This is a genomic window from Rhizobium sp. AQ_MP (assembly GCF_014237835.1).
Classification (GTDB): domain Bacteria; phylum Pseudomonadota; class Alphaproteobacteria; order Rhizobiales; family Rhizobiaceae; genus Allorhizobium.
This window is the reverse complement of record NZ_JACJVI010000004.1, coordinates 1-21538: the sequence shown is the minus strand read 5'-3', so window position 1 is coordinate 21538 and position 21538 is coordinate 1. Positions and strand designations below refer to the sequence as shown.

Genomic DNA, 21538 nt, shown 5'->3' with positions numbered 1-21538 from the left:
TCCTGCCCGTGGCATGGACTGCAAAACCCGTGACGGCCCTTGTCTTGTCCAGTCCTGTCGCTCATTCCCATGTCCTCGTCGCTTGATGCTCGTGCGCCGCACGCCGATCGCCCGGCGTGCTGCAGTCTTGTTGTCAGAAGGTCGCCTTGACCGAGAGCACAAGGCTTCGCCCCGGCTCGTAAAGCGGTGTCACATTGCCGAATTCCTGGCCGTAGGTTGCTCGGCTGGCATAGGTTTCGTTGAGGAGGTTGCGAACCTCTGCACGAAACGTCATGTGCGACAGCGCTTCGGGCTGCCATTCGCCGTAGAGGTTCACGACCTCGTAGGAGGCATAGGTCGCCGCACCGGATCGGTATTCCGGGGCAATCTCCACATCGCCCCCGATGGTCAGGCCCCATGTCTCGAAACGATGACCAGCCGACAGAATGACGATGTCGCCCACGGGCGTCGCCAGATAGTTCCCGGTGTCGGAATCGGCGGGCTTGCCATCGATCTCGACATCGACATGCGCGTAGCCGACCTTGATGAAGCCATCGATCCAGTCATACCCGGTGCCGAGCTCGAAGCCGCGCGTCTCCACGTCATAATTCCGGTTTGCCTCGCCCACCGCGAATTTCGCCACGCGTGCGTCATGGATGCGGCTGCGGAAGACACTCGCCTCGGCAGAAAAGCCGTCATGCTCGAAGCGGAGGCCGGCCAGCAGATTGTCGGCGCTGGTGGTCTGGGGTCCGGAAGCGCCATAGGCCCAGCCGGGGTTCATGATGAAGGCCTCGGCCAGCGGAATGCCGGCCCAGACATGTGACGCGCCGACTTTTGCCGTCAGCATGTCCGTCAGGTCGTACTCCACCGACGCATTGCCGCTGATGCCTGCATGCCGCCAGGTCTGGCCGTTGGTCCCCTTGAACCACTGGACATCGCTGCGTCCGCCGAAAGACAGGCGCATCCTGTCGGTCGGCTCCAGCCGCGCCTGGGTGTAGAACCCGAGATTGCGCGCCTTTTCCTCTGCATTTTCCTTATCCCGGGCGGTATTGAGCCCGATCCGGTCACTGTAGAAATCGACACCGACGACCACATCGCCGCTGTCGAGCGCAAACCGGTTCTGCGCCTGCCCGTTCAGGCTGCCACTCTCGCCCTGGCCGGGATAGGAAGCGGGATTGCCGCTGCCGTTGTTGAAGTAGATGGGCGTCTCCACCGCGCTGCGGCTATAGGCGAGGCGTATCGTCGGATCCCACCAGCCCTCGGGCATGGTCTTGGTATAGGTGAAGACCGTATTGTCCCGATCGAGCTTGTAGTTGCGGTATTGCGGCTCCCAGCTGCGCCCGGTGGTCACCGCCCTGGCATTCGCCCGAAACGGCCGTTCCGCATCGTCCCGCACCCGTTCGTGGCTGATTTCGAACCGTTCGCCGCTATCTGTCTCATAGGCAAGCTTGCCGAGCCCGCTCAGAAGATTGGTCTCGGTCCCGCGAACCTCGTCACCGCCGCCCGCCGTGTAATTGTTGCCCTTGGCGAAGTTCGCGAAACCGAGGAATTCGACGCCGTCCTGCATCGCCCAGCCGCCGAGCCCCGTGGTGAAGGTCCGGCTGTTCGTCGCGTAACTTTGCGACACCAGACCGCCAGATCCGTCCTCCGACAGGAGATCACGGACATGCCGGGTTTCATAGGCAATCGACCCTGCCAGCCCACCGGGGCCCGCATCGGCAGGGGCAATCCCGGCGTCCACGGTGACGCGGCTCAACAATGACGGATCGATGAGATTGGTGGCGTTGTGGTGGAAGACCCGATTGTTCTGCCGGCTGCCGTCGATGGTCACCGCAAGCGTCGTTTCTTCGAGCCCGTTGACGAACACCTTCTGCGAGGTCGGGATGGAGCTGCCGACACTGATATCCGCATGATCGCGGAACACGCCGGCAATGTCGGAGGGGTTCCGTGCTGCAAGATCGTCGGATCCGATCGTGACCACGTTGAGGTTTGCCGGACGCCGCTGCCCGGTCACATTGATTTCGCTAAGCACGGTGGAGTTTTCATCGCCGTTGATCGTTTCGGCGGAGCCGGAGATCGGCCTGCCCACCACCACCACGCCATTCTCGATGCGATGGAAAAGACCGGTCCCCGCGAGCATCTGTGCCAGGGCCGCATCCAGTGTCAAAGCGCCGGCGACGTCGGTCGAGCGCATGCCGCGGGCAACCTCTGCCGCAAGTGAGACCTGCAGACCGGATTGCCGGCCAAAGGTGCGCAACGCATTCGCAAGAGGCTGCGAGGGAATGTCATAGGTGCGCGTCGCGTCCCTGTCTGCGATCGTCTGGGCTGCAACAGGCGGGCTGGAGACCCCCGCCAGCAGCGTCAGCGCGCAGGCCGTCGCGCCCAGCCGTCGGCGCCACGCCGCGCTGATCAAGGCGTCCTGCTTCACGGGCAGTCTGGTCGAACTCATACGCATTCCCATGCAGAAACCGGTCTGGGCTCTGCTTACGAGAAAATACGAGTAATTCAGACAAGTTTTTCAGCGGTGCCCGAAGTTTTTTGTGCCCACTGGCCGAAATCGAGATAAATCATTGTTTATAATTCGCTATTTCAACGGCTCGAGATGATGTGCAGGTAGGGCGACACCTGCCTCACCGTCAGCCCGAAGGGAGCCGTCAGGGCCATCAGCGCCCTGTCGGGATCGCTGAGATCGTAAAGGCCGGTGACCCGCAATGCGGCAAGCCGCTCTTCCGGCATGACGATCCAGCCCGGATGCTGACGCTGGATCAGCGCCACGACTTCGCCGAGCGGCTGATCGGTGACGGCAAGCTGCCCCTTCCGCCAGAGCGCGACATCGCCCGGATCGATCTGGCTGCGCTCCATCTTGCCGTCGGTCCGCTCGACGGTCACGACATCGCCGGGCACAAGCGTCAGCTCGCGGTGTTCCTGTGTGGCGCCGGAGGTGAGGGTGACTGCCCCATGCGCCAGCTCGACGCGTGTGCCGTGACCCGTATCGCGAACGCTGAAAGCGGTGCCGAGCACACGGACCGAGGCATCCTGCGCCTCCACCACGAAGGGGTGGCTGGTGTCGCGCTTGACGTCGAAGAAGGCTTCCCCGGAGAGCAACCGGACCTGCCGTCGACCGCCACCGAATTCCTCGGCCAGGGCCGTTTCCGGAGCGAGCGTCACGCTTGATCCGTCGGGAAGCGTCACCATCGCGGTTTCCCCGGCGCCGGTGTGATAGTCCGCCGCCAATCGCACCTGCCATGCTGGTCCGAACAGGATGGCGACGAGCCCGGCTGACATCAGAGTGGCTGCCGCAAGGCCCAGGCTGCGGCGGGAAAAGCGAAGGCCTTTGGCCGAGGCCGGCGGGGCTGCCATGATCCCGACCGGCCGTGACGTGGGTTCCGGCTGCGCCGAGGGCATGTCGCCAAGTGCTGCCCAGGTGCGACAGATCCTCGCCCAGGCGCTGGCATGGGCATCGGAGGCCTGCAGCCAGTCCTCCCATCCGGCGATCACGCCGGCGTCGGTCGGCGCCTCGTTGAGGCGCATCAGCCAGTCCATGGCTTCCTCGAGGAGCTCTTCCTGCTGCTGTGGATGATCCGTGACACTCACCGGCCGGCTGTTCCCTGTCGTCTGCGTTTGTCTTGCGCAGTGCCGAACGGGTATCCGGCAACGACGCAAGACAAATCCGCAAGTTCTGCGCGTTTGTCCGTGGCTGTTGAAGATACGATCGGCGCGATGCGTTTTTTCATGGTTCCCACGGCATTTTTCAATGACTTGCCTGATCGAGCGACAGAGCAATCTTAACCATGCCGCTGCGGATCATGCGATGCGCCGTGGCAACCGAGATACCGAGCTCTCCCGCGATTGCCTCGAGCGTCCAGCCCTCCGCACGGTAGAGTTCGATCGCCCGACGTGTCTCGGGCGGCAGTCCGTCGAGAGCCTGAAGCGCCACCCGCGCCTGGTCGGCGAGAAGCACGGTCTCCTCCGGTGTGCCCGGGTCCTGCGGCAGGATCCAGAAGGGAGGATCGACATCCCGACCGCGCGTCTCGATGTTGCGACGCTTCAGTTGGTCGAAGACGAGATTGCGGACGATGCTGTAGAGATAGGCAAGGGTCTGGCGCGGAGCGTAGTCGGTGCCGTCGTGCGGTTTGAGGCGGAGAAAGGCATCCTGAACGATGTCTTCCGCCTGATCGCGCGAACCCAGGAGCCTGGCAGCATAGCTCACCAGGGCCGATCGGTTCTCGAGGAAAACCGCGAGGTGGCTCTTGGCTTCTGCGACCATGGGGCGTCTGGATTCACCGGATTAAAAATTGACTGTAGAATGAAGCTTTCGCTTATCCGATTAACATCAGGCTTTCAATCGCCGACAGGCGATGCAGCCGATGACATCGAAGAGAGCCTCGGCCGATACTGATCTCCGCGTCTGGACGTGGAGTTTTTTGCCGATTTCCGCCTCTTCCTGATCTTTTTGCGCCATCGGCTGCCGCTTTTGTCTCATCAAGTACTCAAACACGCGGATACTCTGAACGCCCATAGGGGATTCGTCTATGGGGACTGCATGGCACTTCTTGCCGAGGGTGAGATCGCAATACCGCGCATTGCGCGCTTCGAATGGCCGACCGTCGCATTGGCTGTTTTGATATACGGAGGCTTCCTTGGCCTCACATGGTTCTGGCGCGATATTCCGCTTTTGATCCTTGTGCCGCTCGGGGCCTGGCTCATCGCCTGGCACGGGTCATTGCAGCACGAGGTGATCCATCATCATCCGACGCGCCATCAATGGCTCAACGATGCCATCGGCTTTCCGCCGATCTCGCTCTGGCTGCCCTACAGGGTCTACAAGGAAAGCCATCTCGCCCATCACCGCGACGAGCATCTGACCGATCCCATCGAGGATCCGGAGTCCTATTACTTCACCAGGGCGGACTGGGACCGCTTCGGCTGGGCGGGCCGCACGCTGTGGGAGTTCAACCTGACGCTGATCGGTCGCCTGACCATCGGTCCCGCCATCATCCTCGGTTCCTTCCTGTGGCACGAGGCGATCAAGGTCATCCGCGGTGAGGGCGAGAGCCGCCGCCTCTGGGCCGGCCATATGCTGGGTGTCGCCGTCGTACTCTGGTGGGTGCTGGCGGTTTGCGACATGCCTTTCCTGCTCTTTTTCTTCGGCTTCGTCTATTGCGGCACGGCGCTCTCGCGCCTGCGCTCTTATGCGGAGCATCGCTTTGCTGACAACCACGAGGAGCGCACCGCGATCGTCGAAGGCAGCCCGCTCTTCGGCCTGCTCTTTCTCTACAACAACCTGCATGTGCTGCATCACCGCGTGCCGGCGCTGCCCTGGTACATGCTGCCCGGCATCTATGAGCGGCACCGCGATTTCCTCGTTCGGCTGAACGGAGGCCTCGTCTATCGCGGCTATCGCGATGTCGCCCGACGATTCCTCTTCAGGAAACATGACGACCCGACCCATCCGAGGTACCCCTGAACAGCCCCGCCGACAGGAGGCTTGCCAGCCTCGCCATGTATGTCGCCCCACCGGTGGTCGTTGGGGCGCAGCGCGACCTCTGGGCCTTTCTGCGAAAGCGGCTGCGTCAGGTAGGTTTTGAGGGCGTCCCCGATGCCCTCGATGAAACGCTTGCCCACCACCAGGCCTGGCTCGACCCGCGTCTCCTGCTGGCCCAGACCTGTGGGTTTCCCTTCGTCAAACACCTGAAGGGACGGGTGCGGCTGGTCGCGACCCCGGTCTACGCATCACCGGGCTGTATCGGACATACCATGGTGAGCGTCATCGTCGTCAGAGCCAGGCACGCACCGCCCGATCTGCCGGCCTGCAAGGGGTTGAAGGTCGCGATCAATGAACGCGGCAGCAATTCCGGCTACAATCTCTTGCGCGCTGCTGTAGCACCACATGCTGCGGGCAAGCCATTCTTCGCGAGCGTGCTCGAAACCGGCGGCCACCGGGCAAGCATGGAGGCCGTGCAAAGGGGCGAAGCCGATCTCGCCGCGATCGACTGCATAACGTTCGACCTTTTGCGCCGCCACGCTCCGGAGCGCATTGAGGGGCTGGCCATCCTCGCCGAAACCCCCTCCGGCCCCAATCTGCCCTTCATCACCCGCCTCGCCACCTCCGACGAAGAACTGGCCATTCTCCGCAGCGCCCTGCAGGCTGCGATCACTGCAACCGAGCTTGAGGAAGCCCGCGCCATTCTCGGCCTCACCGACGTCGTGGTGCTCGAAGAAGCCGCCTATGACATTCTGCTCGACCACGAGCGGACGGCAATGGCCGCTGGCTATCCTGATCTGCCCTGACGTCTGTCAGACGGATGCCATGGCCGGTGCGCCGAAAGCTCCGTTCTCCTCCGCCTCGAACACGCGATTGCGTCCGGCCGCCTTGGCTGCGTAAAGCGCCCTGTCGGCCCGGGCGATGGCTGAATAGAGATCGCTGTCGCCGGAGCGAGGCTGGTCGATCCCGATGCTGACCGTCACCGGACCAGCCAGACCGAAAAATCGCCAGTCCTTTTCCGCCACGGATTGCCGGATCTGTTCGGCGATCGGCCGTGCCTTGGAAAGCGTCGCACCGGGGAGGAATATGACGAATTCTTCGCCGCCGAAGCGGGCTGTCACCGCGTTTCTGCCTGTCACGTGACGCAACAGGTCGGCAATCGCCGAGATCACCGCATCGCCGGTCGCATGCCCGAGCGTGTCGTTGATCCGCTTGAAGTGGTCGATATCGCAGACGAGAACTGCGCCGTCGCGCAATCCGGATGCGCCCGGGTCGGTCACGGCAGCCTCGAAGCCGCGGCGGTTGAGAAGACCCGTCAGTGGATCTCGCTCCGCCGCCTGCCGGTGCCGATCCATCGCCGACACGCCGCTCGCCACCAGTGCCGAGAACGGGAAGGTCATGCAGATTGTGATGGTCGTAATATGGACCGCCAGATTATAGGCGGAATCGACGAAGTCGCCGAAATCGTCACTGGCATTACCGTAGAAGAAAAAGAAGTAGACGGCTCGGGCGACGGTATCGACGAATGCGAGAGAGATGGAGGCGAGGAGGACTTTGTCGACACCCCGTTGCACCTTTGGGACAGCCATGATCAGCGCGAGTCCCACAAGACAGGCGAAGGCAATATCTGTCAGGAAGAGTTGGTACCGCAGGCTCTCAAGAACGAAGATGCAATAGATCAGAAGCAGCGTGTAGAGGCCGACGAACCATTGCCTTTCGCGGTCGAAGGATCGCTGCTGGAAGTGCTCGAACACGGCGCTGCTGTAGCAATAGGCTGCGCCGATGAAGATCATGCCGGAGGCGAGAGCGTCGAAGACTGGCTGGATCGGAAAGGTCGAAAGCGAGAAGCCGAGAGCCGTCTGGCCGAAGCCGGCTCCCCACTGCCAATTGGTGACGATCCTCTGCTGCCAGAGAACGAAAAATGTCAGGGAGACAAGCCCGAAAAGGATGGGTGGCACATAAACAATGATCGAACTTTCGCCCACGAATTCCCGCTTTATGATATCGTTACATTCAGGACTGTTATGCGGGTCGTAGGGTTAATGTTTGTTGAATTTGCTAAATAATACCCGCAAAAAGTGATAGAGATCACGTCGTCGCTGTCCAGGGGACCGGGGCAGGCCGCAAGCTTCAACTCTCGGGCGAGAGAGGTTGTATTTTGGAAGGTGAGTGCATTCGAAGATTGCATGGGTGCATTTGCAACTGTATCAAGTTGATGCAGTTGATTCACCGAAGCGTACATGCCCAGAAACACACCTTTTTCCGTCGTTGTTGGCCGTTTGCTCGACGCATGGATCGCCACATCATCCGACCGCCCCGCCAGACCTGAAAACATCTACAGTGGTGTCATTGATCTTCTGACCTTGAAGATGCGGCTCACGCTGATCGAGGTGAGGGGTGCCGATCCCCTCGACTGGCACCTGCGTACCGTGCGCCATTCCGGCTTCACGTCCCGGCTGCTCGACATCAACAGGTTGTTTTCCGATTGTCGGCTCGGCGATTTCAAGGACCGCGCCTATATGGAGCAGTCCGTCATCCCGCGCCTGAAGGAGGTCGTGGCGCGCCAGCAGCCGGCAACGGAACTGGTCAAGACGAAGCTCCTCGGTGTCAGTCTCGGCTATGACCGGATCTTGCTGCCGCAGAAGAATGCGAATGGTTGCGAATGGGTCATCTCCTCTTCCTATGCGCAATTTCTGCTCGGCCAGCCTGCCGCCCGCGAAACCCTCGACACGGCCGACGAGGCGATCGTCCAGCTGCTCATCGAGGGATCTACCGCCAAGGAAATCGCCGAATTGCTGGGCCTCTCGCATCGCACGGTGGAGCACAGGCTGGAAAAGCTGAAGCAGCGCTACGGCGCGCGCAACACCGTCCATCTGGTGGCCATGCTGGTGGCGACGCATATCGATCATGCGCCAGCCCGTTGATCTCTGATCCCAAGAGAATGACGGCGACACGTGTGTCGCCGTCGATGCACAATGCTTTTTCGTTCTGTCCGACGCCGGAACCCTTAGGCTTCGGCCATGAACGCTTCAGCGGAAGAGCTGCGAGATCATGTCCGGTGCGGAATTCGAGATCGATAGCGCCTGGATGGCGAGCTGCTGTTGCGACTGAAGCGCCTTCAGCCTGGTCGATTCCTCGTTCATGTCGGCGTCGACGAGGCGGCCGATCCCGCTGTCGATGCTGGCAGCGAGCCGTGCGGCGAATTCCGCCTGCATGTCGATGCGCGTCTGCAGCGCGCCCAGCGTTGCCGCTGCATCCACCACCCGCGCCGTCGCAGTCTCCATGTAGTTGATATAGGTCCGCACCCAATCCGGGTTCTGCACGATATCAATGTTCATGAAGTCGATGGTGGGGATAGGCTCGTGGCTGACCGTGATGTCGCTGAAGCCGATCCGTGATCCGCTCCCGGCCCGGCGATCGGCCAGTGGATCGAGAACCATCGAAACGCCGGTGCCAGTATCCGAGATGATCACATCCGGCCAGTCGGCCTGCATCAGCGACGTCAGCAGCGTCACCATTTCGGCCGAGCTTGAGACTGTCCCGTCGGTCTTGCCGAGCAGGTTGTTCACATAGGTCCGGTCGAAGGAATAGGTCTTCGGGCTTTCGCTGTTCACATAGAAGCTGAAAGTCACCTCGATGCCATCGGGATCCTCGCCATCACGGAAAACCTCGAAGTCGTTAAAGGGCAGCGTCATCTGCGAACCGCGCGGTGCCTGGGCGGACGTATTGCCCAACCCGTGAGATCCTGCGGTAACTTGCGACGTGAGATTGCTGATTTCGATATAGGAGCCGTCGAGGCCGGAGTTCTGCAGGGTTTGCAGGTAGTATTTGTCGGGGACGGTCCCGGATGGATACTTCGGATAGAGACCTGTGGTCGCCCCCGTGTTGGCAAGCGTGAGGGCTCGATCCAGGGCGCGCTCAAAGTCTCGGTAATCGTTTATGACACCGTTCCAGCTCGGGAAATGCGTGTCCAGAAAAGCCTTGTCGATGGTGACGCCTGTCGTCGTCTTGCCCGGATGATAGGGCGGCGAGATACCGTGAGACGGCTCATCTCTGTCGACGGTAACGTCGAAGGTAATCGCATCGCCAACACCTGTGAGATCGAGCGGGCCGGAGAAGACCCGGTCAGGGAGCGTTGCAGCTGATGCGCCCCCGGTTCGAGGCCCCCAAACCTTTGCACCATCGATCTCACTCCACAGGCGCCGCATACCAGCAATCGTCTCGATATCCCGCGGATCCTTCTGCAGGAGACCGCCTCCCGTGCTGTTGAACAGTGAGATCTCCGAGAGATCCACGGTCATCGACTTGGTCGACACACCCCCATTGGCGTCTCGCACGAAGGAAGACAGGACATGGGTCTTGTTGATGTTGACATCATAGATGTCGGCAATGTCGGTGGTCAGCCAGTTCTGCCCGGAAAAGCTCGCGGAGTCGGCAACCGACTTCACCTGATCTTTCATCTGATCCAGTTCCGCCTGCACCTTGGCCTTGTCCACGCCCTCTTCTGTGGCGGCCACCAGGCGTGCCTGGAAATCGGTCAGGACCTTGATGACCGAGGTCATTCCGGCATAGGCCGTGTCGACCTTCGCGGCCCCCAGGCCCAGTGCATCCGCGGTGGCCGAAATCGCCTGACTGTCGGAGCGCATCGTGGTCGAAATCGACCAGTAGGCAGCATTGTCCGAAGCGATGGCGACCCGAAGGCCGGAACTCACGCGTTCCTGTGTACCTTGTAGATCGGAAGCGAGACTTCTCAGCGTTTGCAACGCGGTAATGGCAGAATGGTTGGTAAGGATGCTCGTCATCGAAATCGGACCGCCCTGAGGAAGAATTGGAAAAATCATTCATGAAAAATGATCCCGGCGGCCCTTTATGGTTTCGGAATGGTTAACGCCTTGGCGAAAATTCATCCGTAAAAATACGGAGGTCTCGAATTTTCCCGGATGAGCGCTGTGACCGGCTGACGCCGCGCCATTTCACAGCTTCACCTTGACCGGCCGCCAGACGATCGTCTCCGGGGTGCGGTCGTAGGGATTGTCCATCAGCGTCACCTTGCAATTGCGCGTGTCGCAGCGGCTGCAGCGGAACTTCAGCGAGAAGGGGTCACGGCCATGCCCGTAGAACGTGGCGAGATCTTTTGCCAGAAATCGGCCCTGGTTCTGGCATTCCCGGCAGGTAGCGACCACGAGGAAGTTGTGGCGCAGCGCTTTTCCCAGTGTATCGATCGTCTGTGTCATGGCGACGATTTTGAACAAAACAAGAACATCGTCAAGTGCTGAGATCCCCTCAGATTGCTACAGGTGCCGGTTTTCAAGGCTTTTCGGGCTTTGCAGCCCGCTTGCGCGCGATCTGCTAGGTCACTGAAAATTAACTATAAATCAGTGGCGCCGTAAGCCAACTGTTAACCTTGATCTTCCTATAAAGAAGACGCTTCCACCAAGGTAATGCGTCGAGAAGCGCTCGGTTTCAGTATTGCGTATCGGGGAGGACGTCATCCACGGCGTCCTCCCGCGCGCAACCCACCGGGCGCCGAAAGGGCATGATGCCCTGGTGGTTGCGCAAGGCCCGACCTTCGAAGGCAACAGTTTCCCAGACAATCGGATATGAAAAGAGCCCCCACGCCAGTTGGCGGGAGGCCCCATGAGCGTTCGGGCACCGCGATCAGGCGGCAGTCAGGAACTCCGCGCAGTAGCTCTTTCCGCCCTGCGTACCCGGTCGGTCCACGACCGTGCGAACACCGCGAATAACGTAGTCGGACGACACCGTCAGCTGCACCTCGCAGCGAAGATATTCCGTGCGCGCACGGGTCAGCATTTTGCCGCGCTTGCCGTCACCCAGATCTTCGTAGGTCGCCGGCACGACACGGGTCTTGTACCCGCCGCGCCAAGTATAGAGCGTCGATGTACCGGAGGCCACGTCTGCGGCCGGGGGGCCGAACTTGGCAAAGAAGGCGCCGGCCTGTTGTCCGTTCCACCGCGCCTCGATCTCGTTTTTCGGCGCCCCACCCACCGTCGTGCAGCCGGCCACTGCCAGGCAGAGCGCTGCGATCAGTCCATTCCTGGTGCTTTTCAGCAAATTCATTGTCACTGTCCCTTGAACCCCGTCAGGGCCGCCGTCGGCGCTGCGCCGGGCATATCCGGCCCAGCTCTGCTTTACTGCGAAAGCGTGGCGGACGAAACGTCCGTCCCCACCGATAAACTGCAAATTTTTGTCAGGTGGCTTCTCCGCAACGGCCGTATCCCGCGCGCCCCGGCGGCAGTCTTCGAGCGGATTGCCACGCCGCCGATCGCAAGCTTTTTCCGCAATGAATCCAGCGCCATGCAGCCGCCCGTCACGAAAACTTCAACTTTCTCGCCGCTTTTTTCGTTTCCATGCTTGTGCAACGAAAATCGCTGGTCTATAGAGGCGCCGCTGGTCACGGAGTGTAGCGCAGTCTGGTAGCGCACCACGTTCGGGACGTGGGGGTCGAGTGTTCGAATCACTCCACTCCGACCAGCTTATTCCCCCGAAATCCTGTGTTTTCCCGCCCGCCGTGCGTCGTGGTACTCCATCGATAGCCGCACCGGCCCGACTGCGTTGTATCTGTTGCAAACAATGGTAGCGAACAACGATCAAGCGTTGCTTGCGTAATCTTGTATAAACTCCGCAAAACGTTGCCGATCAAGGTAGATTAGTCTATCTTAAAGTGTACTTGGCGACGTGCGATCGCGCACACCAATTTCGTAAATGCTACTATTAATTGTATTCGAAGCGGTTGGTAGGCATGAATCAGATCACGAGAAAACGTCGCCAGAGCCACGATAAGATAACGCTTTCAGATGTTGCCCAGAAAGCGGGTGTCAGTGCCATCACCGTTTCCCGAGCCTTGCGGGACCCCGAGAAAGTATCGCCGCAGCTGCGGGATACGATCCTGAGTGTGGTGGAGGAGATGGGCTATGTGCCGGATCTTGCGGCGCGCGCCCTCGCCAGCAAAAACAGCGGTCTGGTCGGTGTCGTCGCTCCGGTCTTGACCAGCCATGCCTTTCTCGCCTTCGTTCGTGGCATCGAGGATCGTGTGCGCCCCTCCGATCTGCGCATTCAATACGCAAATCCCGGGCCCGACAGCGAGGACCAGCTGCGGCAGTTGCGCTTCTTCCTGTCCCAGAATCCGGCCGGATTGATCCATGTCGGACAGATCGCCGACACCGCGATCGATGATCTGCTGAGACGTGCGCCTTGTCCCGTGGTTGAGGTCATGGATATCAGCCGCGAGCCGGCGGACATGGCCGTCGGCATCGACAACCGGCTCGCGGCCGAAACGGCCACACGACACCTTCTCGACAAGGGCTACAGGCGTATTGCCATGCTGGGGGGTGTCTGGGATTTTCGTGCCCGGCGCAGACTGGAGGGCTTCAAGGCCGTGCTGGAGGCAGCTGGTCTCTATGATCCGGCCCTGGTGCTCTCTGTCGACACCACGACCAGCGTCGGACTTGGCTGCCATTTGCTGGACCGACTGAAGAACGATTTCCCGGACGCGGACGCTGCCCTCTGCCACAACGACGACATCGCCCTCGGCGCGCTGTTTGAAAGCCAGCGTCGAGGGCTGGCAGTCCCCCAGGATTTCGGCATCTGCGGTTTCAACGATCTGGAATATGCCGGATTTGCATTTCCGGCGATAACGACCGTGCGCGTTCCGCGCTACGAAATTGGCTATCGCGCCGTTGATCTGATCATCCGCGCCACCGGATCGGCAAGCCGTTCGTCAAAGATCATCGATCTCGGATATCAGCTCCTGGAGCGTGGTTCGACCGACCGCAAGGGATGATTGGGGACATCCTTCGCGGTCGGTCACAATCCAGGAGGATCAGGCCGCCCGGTTCATGCGCCGTACGGCTGCCCCGCTCTGGTGGTCACCAAGGTTGAACTGACCGATCATGCCACGCAGCTTGTCGGCCTCGCTGGCAAGGGTGGACGCTGCAGCACTGCTTTCCTCGACCATCGCGGCATTCTGTTGGGTCATTTGATCCATGCCGTTGACGGCGCTGTTGACCTCGACAAGGCCAGAGGACTGCTCGCGTGCCGCCGTCGAGATGGCAACGACGTGATCGTTGATGTCGACGATCAGCTGGCTGATCGATTTCAGCGCTCCGCCGGTGTCGCTGACCAGCTTGACGCCCGAGGCAACTTCGGTGGCGGAATTCTGGATCAGGTCCTTGATTTCCTTTGCAGCCTTGGCCGAACGCTGGGCGAGTTCGCGGACTTCCTGCGCGACAACGGCAAAACCACGTCCCGCTTCCCCGGCGCGTGCTGCCTCGACACCCGCATTGAGCGCAAGCAGGTTGGTCTGGAAGGCGATTTCATCGATGACGCCGATGATGTTGGAGATCTTCGAGGAGGAGTCCTCGATGCGGCTCATGGCATCTACGGCATGCGCGACCACCTCACCGGATTTCTCAGCACTCGACTTGGCAGAACCGGCGACATTGCGGGCCTCCTGGGCGCGCTGGGCCGATGATGTCACATTGGCGGTGATCTCTTCGAGGGCCGCCGCGGTCTCCTCGAGATTGGCCGCCTGGCTTTCGGTACGCCGCGACAGATCGCCAACGCCCTGGGTGATTTCACGCGTGCCCTGGGTGATGATCTCGACGCTGCCGGAGATCTCGCGGAAGGTGTCGCAGAGCTGCGAGACCGAGCGGTTGAGATCGTGGCGCAGGAATTCGAATTCGGTTGCGAAGGGTTCGGTCAGCTGGAAGGCGAAGTCGCCCGAGCAGAGCCGCTTCAGCGCATCCCCGAGCGAGCTGACCGTGCGCACGCGGGCTGTCACGTCGGTCGCGAACTTCACGACCTTCACGACCTTTCCGTGGATGTCCAGGATGGGGTTGTAGGAGGCGGAGATGATCACCTCCTTCCCAGCCTTGGTCATCCGCGGGAACTCGGAGGCAATGTACTGTCCGTCACGCAGCGTCTGCCAGAACTTCTTGTATTCCTCTGAACTGGCAAAAGCCTTGTCGACGAACATGCTGTGATGTTGTCCGACGATCTCCTGCAGTGAATAGCCCATCAAGTTGATGAAGTTCTGGTTCGCGCCGATGATCTTGCCGTCGACATTGAACTCGATGATTGCCTGGGATCGGCTGATGGCTGCGATCTGCGCTGCGTAATCGACATTGAGCAGACGCGCTTTGGCGTCAGCCCATTCGACGACGAAACCGACGGTTTTTGCGCCTTGTTTCAGCGGCGTGACAAGCAGGTCGAAAACCCGGTTGCCGACGGTGATCGTTGCGCCGTGACGGTTCTTCAGCGCCGCCAGCATGTTGCGCTGGTGCGACGGGTTCTTGTGGAAGACGTCGATATTGCTGCCGATGAGGGTCGCAACACTAAACTTCGGCAGCTCTTTCTTGAGGTCCGCCTCGGCTTCCTTCAGCAGGTCAACGACCGCCGGGTTCATGTAGGTAATGTTCAGTTTGGCATCGGCCACCATGACATTGGCCTGCAGTGCATCGAGCGCAAGTGTCTTGGCAGTCGTCTTAGCATCCGAAAATCCAGGAAACCCCATATCTCTCTCTCCAGCCCCCAGCCCGCCTGAGCTGGATCCACCAAAAGTCTGTCTGGGTGCCAGAATGCATACAAAAAATAAATGAAAAGCTAAAATATAAACGCCTTGTCTATGTTTCATGCAAAATCTTGTACCAAGGCGAGGGCTGTCCATTCAGCTACGAGAGGTTGAGGTGTCCGGGGTGAAAACGCTGCGTCGGCCCCACCGGGCACGACGGTCTCAGCTGATCTGGAAAGGGACATCGAGAGAAAGGAGCCGGTGCTCCGTCGTTCGGCGTCTAGTCGCCTGTCTGCAACCCGCCGGCTGAACTCAGCGCCTCGGCAAACCCGTCGAAATCGTCGATGAAGGTGACACCGTCGATGGGCGGCACGGCGCGATAGGCCGGACCACCGATCCAGATCTCGATCTCGGGCGACAGAGCCGACCGCAAGGCCCGCAGATGACGGTCGAGGGCGGCCTTGCGCCCATGTACGGCGCTCAGGCAGACACAGCGGACGCCACGTCGATGGGCTGCCTCGGCAATGTCCATGGCTGGCAGGTTCGCCCCGAGAAAGACGGCATTCCAGCCGTTCAGCCGCCCGATCAGCGTTGCGACAAGCGCGCCGACATCGTGCTCCTCCCGCTCCGGCGTGGTTGCCACAAGCCGGGGTGCGTCCTCCGCGGGAGGCGGGCAGCGGTCGAACAGCCCTCCGATGACCCGCCTGACTTCCGCCGTCGCCATGTGCTCGGCGGCAATGGTCAGGTCCTTTTCGGCCCAAAGGCTGCCGATGTCGCGCATCAGCGGCAGGGCCGTTGCACGAATGAATTCTTCCGGCTCTTGTCTTTCGGCGCGATCCTGCAGCAGGGCCTGCAGCCGGTCGCTGTCCATGGTACGCACCGCATCAAGGAGGTCGCCGAGCGCCCCGCGCGCCACGATTTCCGCCTCAAGCCGCTGCAGCTGTTCGATCGGAAGAGAGGCGATCGTACTGATTCGGTGGCCGCCATCGCTGCAGGCCTTGAGAAGCCGCAGCCGCTCCGCCTGTTCCGGGGTATAGAAGCGGCGCCCGGTCGGACTGCGTTCGGACGGTTCGAGCCCGTAACGGCGCTCCCAGGCATGCAGGAGCAGCTTCGGGATGCCACTCGCCGTGAGCACTTCGGCCAGAGCGATCAGCCCGTCTCCCTTGTCCTGCCTCTTTCGCCGCATGCGCACTCCAACCCTTTCGTTAGATATTAGCGTATTGTGGATTGAAGGAAAGGTCTGGACCTCAACGGCCTGGAGAGAAAATGAAACGGCCCGCGCGAGGCGGGCCGGATACGAGGGTGATGGCGGCCTGGCTTCAGCCGTCGATGTCGTCGAGAAGCTGGCGCGCAGCGCTCGTCGTCACACGGCGCGTCTCCACTTCGTCGCGGCGGCTGGCCAAAAGTTCGGTGGCGAGCAACTGCTCGGCAAGATCCGCCGGCAGCGACAGGATCACCCGGCCGTCATGGGCGTTCAGCCCGCCGAGTTCCGAGCGCTTGGCGGTAATCATGCCGCCGGCCACCGTATTGTTGGTGTCCGGATCGATCAGGATGAAGGCGCCGGTGCCGCGGTTCTGCTCATAGGGGTCGAAGATCGCGGTCTCGTCGAAGGACAGATGCACCTTGCCGATCGCGTTCATCTGCAGCATCTCGGCCGCCTGCCACTTGCCGGACTTGAGATCCAGCTGCTGCACCGGCTGCACCTGCACGCGCTGGCGACGCGAACCGGCCTTCAGCCAGTAGCGCTTGCCGGGCACGATGCCATCCGGCTGCAAAGCAACGATCTGGGCGTCGAAGGCAAGGCCCGTCTGCGGCTGGGCATCGAGCGAGACGATCATGTCGCCGCGCGCGACATCCACCTGACGATCGAGCACCAGCGTGATCGCATCACCGGCAACGGCTGCGTTGCGCACCAGGTCGAAGGTGACGATCTGCTTGACATTGGCGACCTGGCCGGAGGGCAGGATGGCCACGCTGTCGCCGGGCTTCACCGCGCCACCGGCCACCGTGCCCTGGTAGCCGCGGAAGCTTTCGCCCGGACGCGAGACGCGCTGTACGGGCAGGCGGAAACCGGTCGACTGGCCGGAGCGCAGGGTCGCAAGCTCCAGCGTCTCGACCAGCGTCGGGCCTTCATACCACGGAATCACGGCGCCGGCCGGGTAGACGACGTTTTCGCCCTTCAGCGCCGACATCGGGATCGCGGTCACCTGGCGCACGCCGAGCGTCAGCGCCAGTGCCTTGAACTCGGTGCTGATCTGGTCGAACACGGCCTTGTCGTAGCCGACGAGGTCGAACTTGTTCACTGCCAGCACGAACTGCTTGATGCCCATCAGCGAAGCGATGGTGGCATGGCGACGGGTCTGCTCGAGCAAGCCGGCACGCGCATCGACGAGCAGGATGGCGAGATCCGCCGTCGAGGCGCCGGTCGCCATGTTGCGGGTATACTGCTCGTGGCCGGGGGTGTCGGCAACGATGAAGGAGCGGCGGTCGGTGGCGAAATAGCGGTAGGCGACATCAATGGTGATGCCCTGTTCGCGCTCGGCCTGCAGGCCGTCAAGCAAAAGCGCGAAATCCGGCAGGCCGAGATCGTTCTGTTGCCCTGAATCCCGACGAAGGGTCGCCGCCTGGTCTTCCTTGACGGCCTTGGTATCCCAGAGCAGACGCCCGATCAGCGTCGACTTGCCGTCATCGACGGAGCCGCAGGTGATCAGGCGAAGGGGGCGCGAGTCGCGGATGACCGGTGCGGCTTCGGTAAGCGGTGCCTCGGAAACGAGGGCGGTGTTGGCAACAGCGGTCATCTCAGAAATATCCTTCGCGCTTCTTCTTTTCCATCGATCCGGCCTGGTCGCGGTCGATGGCGCGGCCCTGGCGTTCGGAGACGGTGGCGATTTCGAGTTCGGCGATCACCTCGTCGAGGGTGGTCGCATTGGAGCGGATGCCGCCGGTGAGCGGCCAGCAGCCGAGGGTGCGGAAGCGCAGCATGCCTTCCTGGATCTGTTCGCCGGGTAAGGCCTCGAAGCGCGGGTCTTCGGCCCACATCAGCATGCCGTCGCGCTCTACATACTTCTGCTTCTTCGCATAATAGAGCGGCGGCAGCTCGATGTTTTCGGCCTGGATGTAGCGCCAGATGTCGACTTCGGTCCAGTTCGACAGCGGGAAGGCGCGCACGCTCTCGCCGCGGCGGATCATGCCGTTATAGATGTTCCACAGTTCCGGGCGCTGGTTGCGCGGGTCCCATTTGTGGTCGGGCGTGCGGAAGGAATAGATGCGCTCCTTGGCGCGGGAGGCTTCCTCGTCGCGACGCGCGCCGCCAAAGGCTGCGTCATACTTGCCGGCATCGAGCGCCTGGCGCAGCGCTTCCGTCTTCATCACGTCGGTATGATAGGCCGAGCCATGGGTGAAGGGACCGATGCCCTCTTGCCTGCCGCGCGGATTGGTGTGCACGATCAGGTCGAGATCAAACTTCTCCGCCGTCGCATCGCGAAACGCGATCATCTCCGGGAATTTCCAGCCGGTGTCGATATGCAGCAGCGGGAAGGGCACACGACCGGGGAAGAAGGCCTTGCGCGCCAGATGCAGGAGCACCGAGGAATCCTTGCCGATCGAATAGAGCATGACCGGCTTTTCAAACTCGGCCGCCACTTCGCGGAAAATATAGATCGCCTCGTTTTCCAGCGCCTTCAGATGCGGATCGAGCGGCGGCTTGGTGACGGGATCCTTGGAATGCGGATCGAATTCGGATGTGTGTACGTGCATGGTCTCTATCTGCCTTGATGGCCATCAGTGATGGCATTTCGTGGCACCCCCCTCTGCCTGCCGGCATCTCCCCCACAAAGGGGGGAGACCGAAATCCGCCTCCCGAGCGCCCAGTCCAGGCAGGGAGGCGATTGGCTGGCGCCCCGCTCTCCCCCCTTGTGGGGGAGATGTCACGAAGTGACAGAGGGGGGTGAATTCTAAAGTCTCAACTCAGGCCGGCGTCGGGATCGCGGAACTTGCCGCCTCCGGCACATGCAACCCGCATTCGCGCTTCTCGTCATTCTCCCACCACCAGCGACCGGCGCGTTCCGGTTCGCCTGGTTTGATGGCGCGCGTGCAGGGTTCGCAGCCGATCGAGGGGTAGCCGCGCTTGTGCAGCGGATTGGTCGGAACGCTTTCGGCCTCGACATAAGCGTTGATCTGGTCCAGCGACCAGTCGGCCAGCGGGTTCACCTTGATCAGGTCGCGCTCGGCGTCGTATTCGACGAAGGGTGTGCTCGAACGATTGCCCGACTGCGAACGGCGCAAACCGGTGATCCAGAAGCGGGCACCGGAAAGCGCCTCGGCCAACGGCACCAGCTTGCGCACTTGACAGCAGGCGTGCCGCGCTTCGACGCTCTCGTAAAAGCCGTTCAGGCCATACTTCGCCGCATAGGCGTCGATGTCGTCCTGCTTGGGATAGAACCGCTTGATCGCCATGCCGAACCGCTCTTCCGTCTCGGCAATCAGGTCCACCGTCTCCTTGAAGAGGCGGCCCGTCTCAAGCGTCGAGACATCGATCGGCAAACCGGCAAGCCCGATCGCCGCCGTGATCACCTGGTCCTCGATACCGAGCGAGGTGGTGAAGACGGCACGACCATCAAGGGCGGCCACGATGCGCAGTCGCTCGGTGAGATCGGCGGACGCAAGTTGCTGGTCCAGTGCCTTGGCCAGATCTGCGGAAGTGTTCTTGGTCATGATTGGGTTCCTGCTGACTGCAGCCATTATCCGGCATCGACGACAGGACGGACAGAAATCGACGTGCGTCGAGCCGCAGTCGAAGAGCAAATATCTCTCTCTCATGGGCTTATCGCGGCATTTCGTCCCGCACGGCCGAAATGAGCCGTGGAACGCCGAGAGGATTTGCGCTATGGCCGGACCCACGAATTTGGGACGGTTCTGGCAGACGCTGACGATCGATGATCACACAGAAAGCCAAATATGCGCTCAGGGCGCTGACACTTCTCGCCCGCGCCGAGCCGGGTGAGCCGATCCAGATTCCCGATATCGCCGACAAGCAAAAGATCCCGAAGAAATTCCTCGAGCAGATCATGCTCGACCTGAAACGTGGCGGCATGGTCGAAAGTCGAAGGGGCAAGCAGGGCGGTTATCTGCTGCTGCGGCCGGCAAGCGAGATCACCTATGGCGAGGTGTTGCGGCTGATCGATGGCCCGGTTGCGCCGCTTCCCTGTCTGTCTCTGACCGCCTATCGTCGTTGCGAGGATTGCGATGGCGAGACCGACTGCGAAATCCGTCGGGTCTTCGCCCGCGTGGCAGACGAGACCCGGGCCGTGCTGCTGACGACCAGCCTGGCGGATGCCGCGGCCGACCCCGGCGAGGCGCCGCACTGACTGCGGATCGACCCGCAAATCTCTCGTTGAGACCACATGAAAAAGGCCCCGGGACCGAGATCCCGGGGCCGGCACGCACCCTGAAGATCAGGAGGCGTTGGAGAGGGTGCGGTTAACCAGGGTCACCGACTTGTCGGCATTGACCTTGTAGATCTCGCGAACGTCGCGGCCGTCACCGTTGGAGAAGGTGTGGAAGAAGGTCGAACCGGCCGGGGCCTTTTCCAGCTGGACGTTTGCGTTGTCATAGGTGAGCGAGCCCGGGATCGGCTGGACGGCGGCGAAGGCGGCCGAACCGGCGGCGATGGAGATGAGGGCTGCAGAGATGATGGTCTTCATGATCGTGTTCCTTGTCTGGGTTTGGGTTGGCGGCGGCCCGATGGGGCGGGGAGAGGGGACCGAGCCGGCCGCCGGAAGTCTGTTTTGCGTCTTCTAGAGGCGCGAGGTTGAGGCGCTTCGGATTAGGAAGCGTTGGAGAGGGTGCGGTTAACGAGGGTCACCGTCTTGTCGGCATTGACCTTGTAGATCTCGCGAACGTCGCGGCCGTCACCGTTGGAGAAGGTGTGGAAGAAGGTCGAACCGGCCGGGGCCTTTTCCAGCTGGACGTTGGCGTTGTCATAGGTGAGCGAGCCCGGGATCGGCTGGACGGCGGCGAAAGCGGCCGAACCGGCGGCGATGGAGATGAGGGCTGCGGAGATGATGGTCTTCATGGTCGTGTTCCTTGTCTGGGTTTGGGTTGGCGGCGACCGGTTGGGGGAAGGGGGAGGGGAACCGGGTCGGCCGCCGAAGAGTGCGTCTTCTTAAGGCGCGTGGATTACGAAGCGTTGGAAACCGTACGGTTGACGAGGGTCACCGACTTGTCGGCATTGACCTTGTAGATCTCGCGAACGTCGCGGCCGTCACCGTTGGAGAAGGTGTGGAAGAAGGTCGAACCGGCGGGTGCCTTTTCCAGCTGGACGTTGGCGTTGTCATAAGTGATCGAGCCCGGGATCGGCTGGACGGCGGCGAAAGCGGCCGAACCGGCGGCGATGGAGATGAGGGCTGCAGAGATGATGGTCTTCATGGTCATGTTTCCTTATCTTGAATTGAGCTGGCCTTCAGATGAGCAGCTCAGGGTTGAGTGTCAGGGTATGCGTTTCCTGTGAGATGCGCCGTCCGGCGCGTCACGGGTTCGACAGTCAG

Annotated in this window: 21 protein-coding genes and 1 tRNA gene; 6 read left to right on the top strand and 16 right to left on the bottom strand. The window is 61.5% G+C overall.

The window, feature by feature from the left end; all coding sequences use genetic code 11:
- Positions 1 to 133: 133 nt before the first annotated feature.
- The 4 genes from H6M51_RS08095 to H6M51_RS08080 form a co-directional block, all read right to left on the bottom strand.
- Positions 134 to 2428, bottom strand: a complete 2295-nt coding sequence (locus H6M51_RS08095) for a TonB-dependent receptor (RefSeq protein WP_185809380.1) — start codon at positions 2426 to 2428, stop codon at positions 134 to 136.
- A 140-nt stretch (positions 2429 to 2568) separates the two neighbouring features.
- Entirely contained in the window at positions 2569 to 3573 is a 1005-nt protein-coding gene (locus H6M51_RS08090) for a FecR family protein (protein WP_185809379.1), read from the bottom strand.
- Positions 3574 to 3730: 157 nt separating this feature from the next.
- Positions 3731 to 4246, bottom strand: coding sequence for a sigma-70 family RNA polymerase sigma factor (locus H6M51_RS08085; RefSeq protein WP_185809378.1), 516 nt, complete (start codon positions 4244 to 4246; stop codon positions 3731 to 3733).
- A 66-nt stretch (positions 4247 to 4312) separates the two neighbouring features.
- Positions 4313 to 4498, bottom strand: coding sequence for a hypothetical protein (locus tag H6M51_RS08080; protein WP_185809377.1), 186 nt, complete (start codon positions 4496 to 4498; stop codon positions 4313 to 4315).
- Positions 4499 to 4522: 24 nt separating this feature from the next.
- Here H6M51_RS08080 and H6M51_RS08075 point away from each other — a divergent pair, with 24 nt between their 5' ends.
- Both H6M51_RS08075 and H6M51_RS08070 read left to right on the top strand, forming a co-directional pair.
- The gene (locus tag H6M51_RS08075; RefSeq protein ID WP_185809376.1) at positions 4523 to 5446 is read left to right on the top strand and encodes a fatty acid desaturase; all 924 of its coding nucleotides are present in this window, start codon (positions 4523 to 4525) and stop codon (positions 5444 to 5446) included.
- Between the two features lie 35 nt (positions 5447 to 5481).
- Complete coding sequence (locus H6M51_RS08070) at positions 5482 to 6270, top strand: phosphate/phosphite/phosphonate ABC transporter substrate-binding protein (protein ID WP_185809375.1); 789 nt, start codon at positions 5482 to 5484, stop codon at positions 6268 to 6270.
- A 6-nt stretch (positions 6271 to 6276) separates the two neighbouring features.
- Here H6M51_RS08070 and H6M51_RS24955 read toward each other — a convergent pair whose 3' ends face one another.
- On the bottom strand, positions 6277 to 7449 hold the full coding sequence (locus H6M51_RS24955; RefSeq protein WP_185809374.1) for a GGDEF domain-containing protein: 1173 nt from the start codon (positions 7447 to 7449) through the stop codon (positions 6277 to 6279).
- Between the two features lie 255 nt (positions 7450 to 7704).
- Here H6M51_RS24955 and H6M51_RS08060 point away from each other — a divergent pair, with 255 nt between their 5' ends.
- Positions 7705 to 8388 (top strand): helix-turn-helix transcriptional regulator, encoded by a 684-nt coding sequence (locus H6M51_RS08060; RefSeq protein WP_185809373.1) that lies wholly within the window; start codon positions 7705 to 7707, stop codon positions 8386 to 8388.
- A gap of 105 nt (positions 8389 to 8493) precedes the next feature.
- Here H6M51_RS08060 and H6M51_RS25045 read toward each other — a convergent pair whose 3' ends face one another.
- The 3 genes from H6M51_RS25045 to H6M51_RS08045 all read right to left on the bottom strand — a co-directional run bounded on the left by H6M51_RS25045 (position 8494) and on the right by H6M51_RS08045 (position 11542).
- Complete coding sequence (locus H6M51_RS25045; protein ID WP_185809372.1) at positions 8494 to 10266, bottom strand: flagellin; 1773 nt, start codon at positions 10264 to 10266, stop codon at positions 8494 to 8496.
- 171 nt (positions 10267 to 10437) lie between these two features.
- Positions 10438 to 10698, bottom strand: a complete 261-nt coding sequence (locus H6M51_RS08050; RefSeq protein WP_185809371.1) for a hypothetical protein — start codon at positions 10696 to 10698, stop codon at positions 10438 to 10440.
- Positions 10699 to 11122: 424 nt separating this feature from the next.
- On the bottom strand, positions 11123 to 11542 hold the full coding sequence (locus tag H6M51_RS08045; protein ID WP_185809370.1) for a hypothetical protein: 420 nt from the start codon (positions 11540 to 11542) through the stop codon (positions 11123 to 11125).
- Positions 11543 to 11879: 337 nt separating this feature from the next.
- Here H6M51_RS08045 and H6M51_RS08040 point away from each other — a divergent pair.
- Together H6M51_RS08040 and H6M51_RS08035 are read left to right on the top strand one after the other, a co-directional pair.
- Positions 11880 to 11956, top strand: a tRNA-Pro gene (locus H6M51_RS08040).
- A gap of 268 nt (positions 11957 to 12224) precedes the next feature.
- A complete protein-coding gene (locus tag H6M51_RS08035) occupies positions 12225 to 13265 on the top strand; it encodes a LacI family DNA-binding transcriptional regulator (protein WP_185809369.1) in 1041 nt (346 codons plus the stop codon).
- Between the two features lie 39 nt (positions 13266 to 13304).
- Here the strand turns inward: H6M51_RS08035 and H6M51_RS08030 are convergent, their stop codons facing one another.
- The 5 genes from H6M51_RS08030 to H6M51_RS08010 form a co-directional block, all read right to left on the bottom strand.
- Positions 13305 to 14996, bottom strand: coding sequence for a methyl-accepting chemotaxis protein (locus H6M51_RS08030; protein WP_185809368.1), 1692 nt, complete (start codon positions 14994 to 14996; stop codon positions 13305 to 13307).
- A gap of 277 nt (positions 14997 to 15273) precedes the next feature.
- Positions 15274 to 16179, bottom strand: coding sequence for a MerR family transcriptional regulator (locus tag H6M51_RS08025; RefSeq protein ID WP_185809367.1), 906 nt, complete (start codon positions 16177 to 16179; stop codon positions 15274 to 15276).
- A gap of 133 nt (positions 16180 to 16312) precedes the next feature.
- Positions 16313 to 17791, bottom strand: coding sequence for a sulfate adenylyltransferase subunit CysN (gene cysN / locus H6M51_RS08020; RefSeq protein ID WP_185809366.1), 1479 nt, complete (start codon positions 17789 to 17791; stop codon positions 16313 to 16315).
- A 1-nt stretch (position 17792) separates the two neighbouring features.
- Positions 17793 to 18749 (bottom strand): sulfate adenylyltransferase subunit CysD, encoded by a 957-nt coding sequence (cysD, locus tag H6M51_RS08015; RefSeq protein WP_185809365.1) that lies wholly within the window; start codon positions 18747 to 18749, stop codon positions 17793 to 17795.
- Between the two features lie 210 nt (positions 18750 to 18959).
- Positions 18960 to 19706 carry a phosphoadenylyl-sulfate reductase gene (locus H6M51_RS08010; RefSeq protein WP_185809364.1) on the bottom strand — a complete coding sequence of 249 codons (747 nt, stop codon included), beginning with the start codon at positions 19704 to 19706 and terminating at the stop codon, positions 18960 to 18962.
- Between the two features lie 221 nt (positions 19707 to 19927).
- Here H6M51_RS08010 and H6M51_RS08005 point away from each other — a divergent pair, with 221 nt between their 5' ends.
- Entirely contained in the window at positions 19928 to 20359 is a 432-nt protein-coding gene (locus H6M51_RS08005; protein WP_185809363.1) for an Rrf2 family transcriptional regulator, read from the top strand.
- Positions 20360 to 20446: 87 nt separating this feature from the next.
- Here the strand turns inward: H6M51_RS08005 and H6M51_RS08000 are convergent, their stop codons facing one another.
- From H6M51_RS08000 to H6M51_RS07990, 3 genes are all read right to left on the bottom strand, one after another.
- Positions 20447 to 20695, bottom strand: a complete 249-nt coding sequence (locus H6M51_RS08000; RefSeq protein ID WP_185809362.1) for a hypothetical protein — start codon at positions 20693 to 20695, stop codon at positions 20447 to 20449.
- Positions 20696 to 20817: 122 nt separating this feature from the next.
- The gene (locus H6M51_RS07995) at positions 20818 to 21066 is read right to left on the bottom strand and encodes a hypothetical protein (RefSeq protein ID WP_185809361.1); all 249 of its coding nucleotides are present in this window, start codon (positions 21064 to 21066) and stop codon (positions 20818 to 20820) included.
- Between the two features lie 104 nt (positions 21067 to 21170).
- Complete coding sequence (locus tag H6M51_RS07990) at positions 21171 to 21419, bottom strand: hypothetical protein (RefSeq protein WP_185809360.1); 249 nt, start codon at positions 21417 to 21419, stop codon at positions 21171 to 21173.
- Between the last annotated feature and the right edge of the window lie 119 nt (positions 21420 to 21538).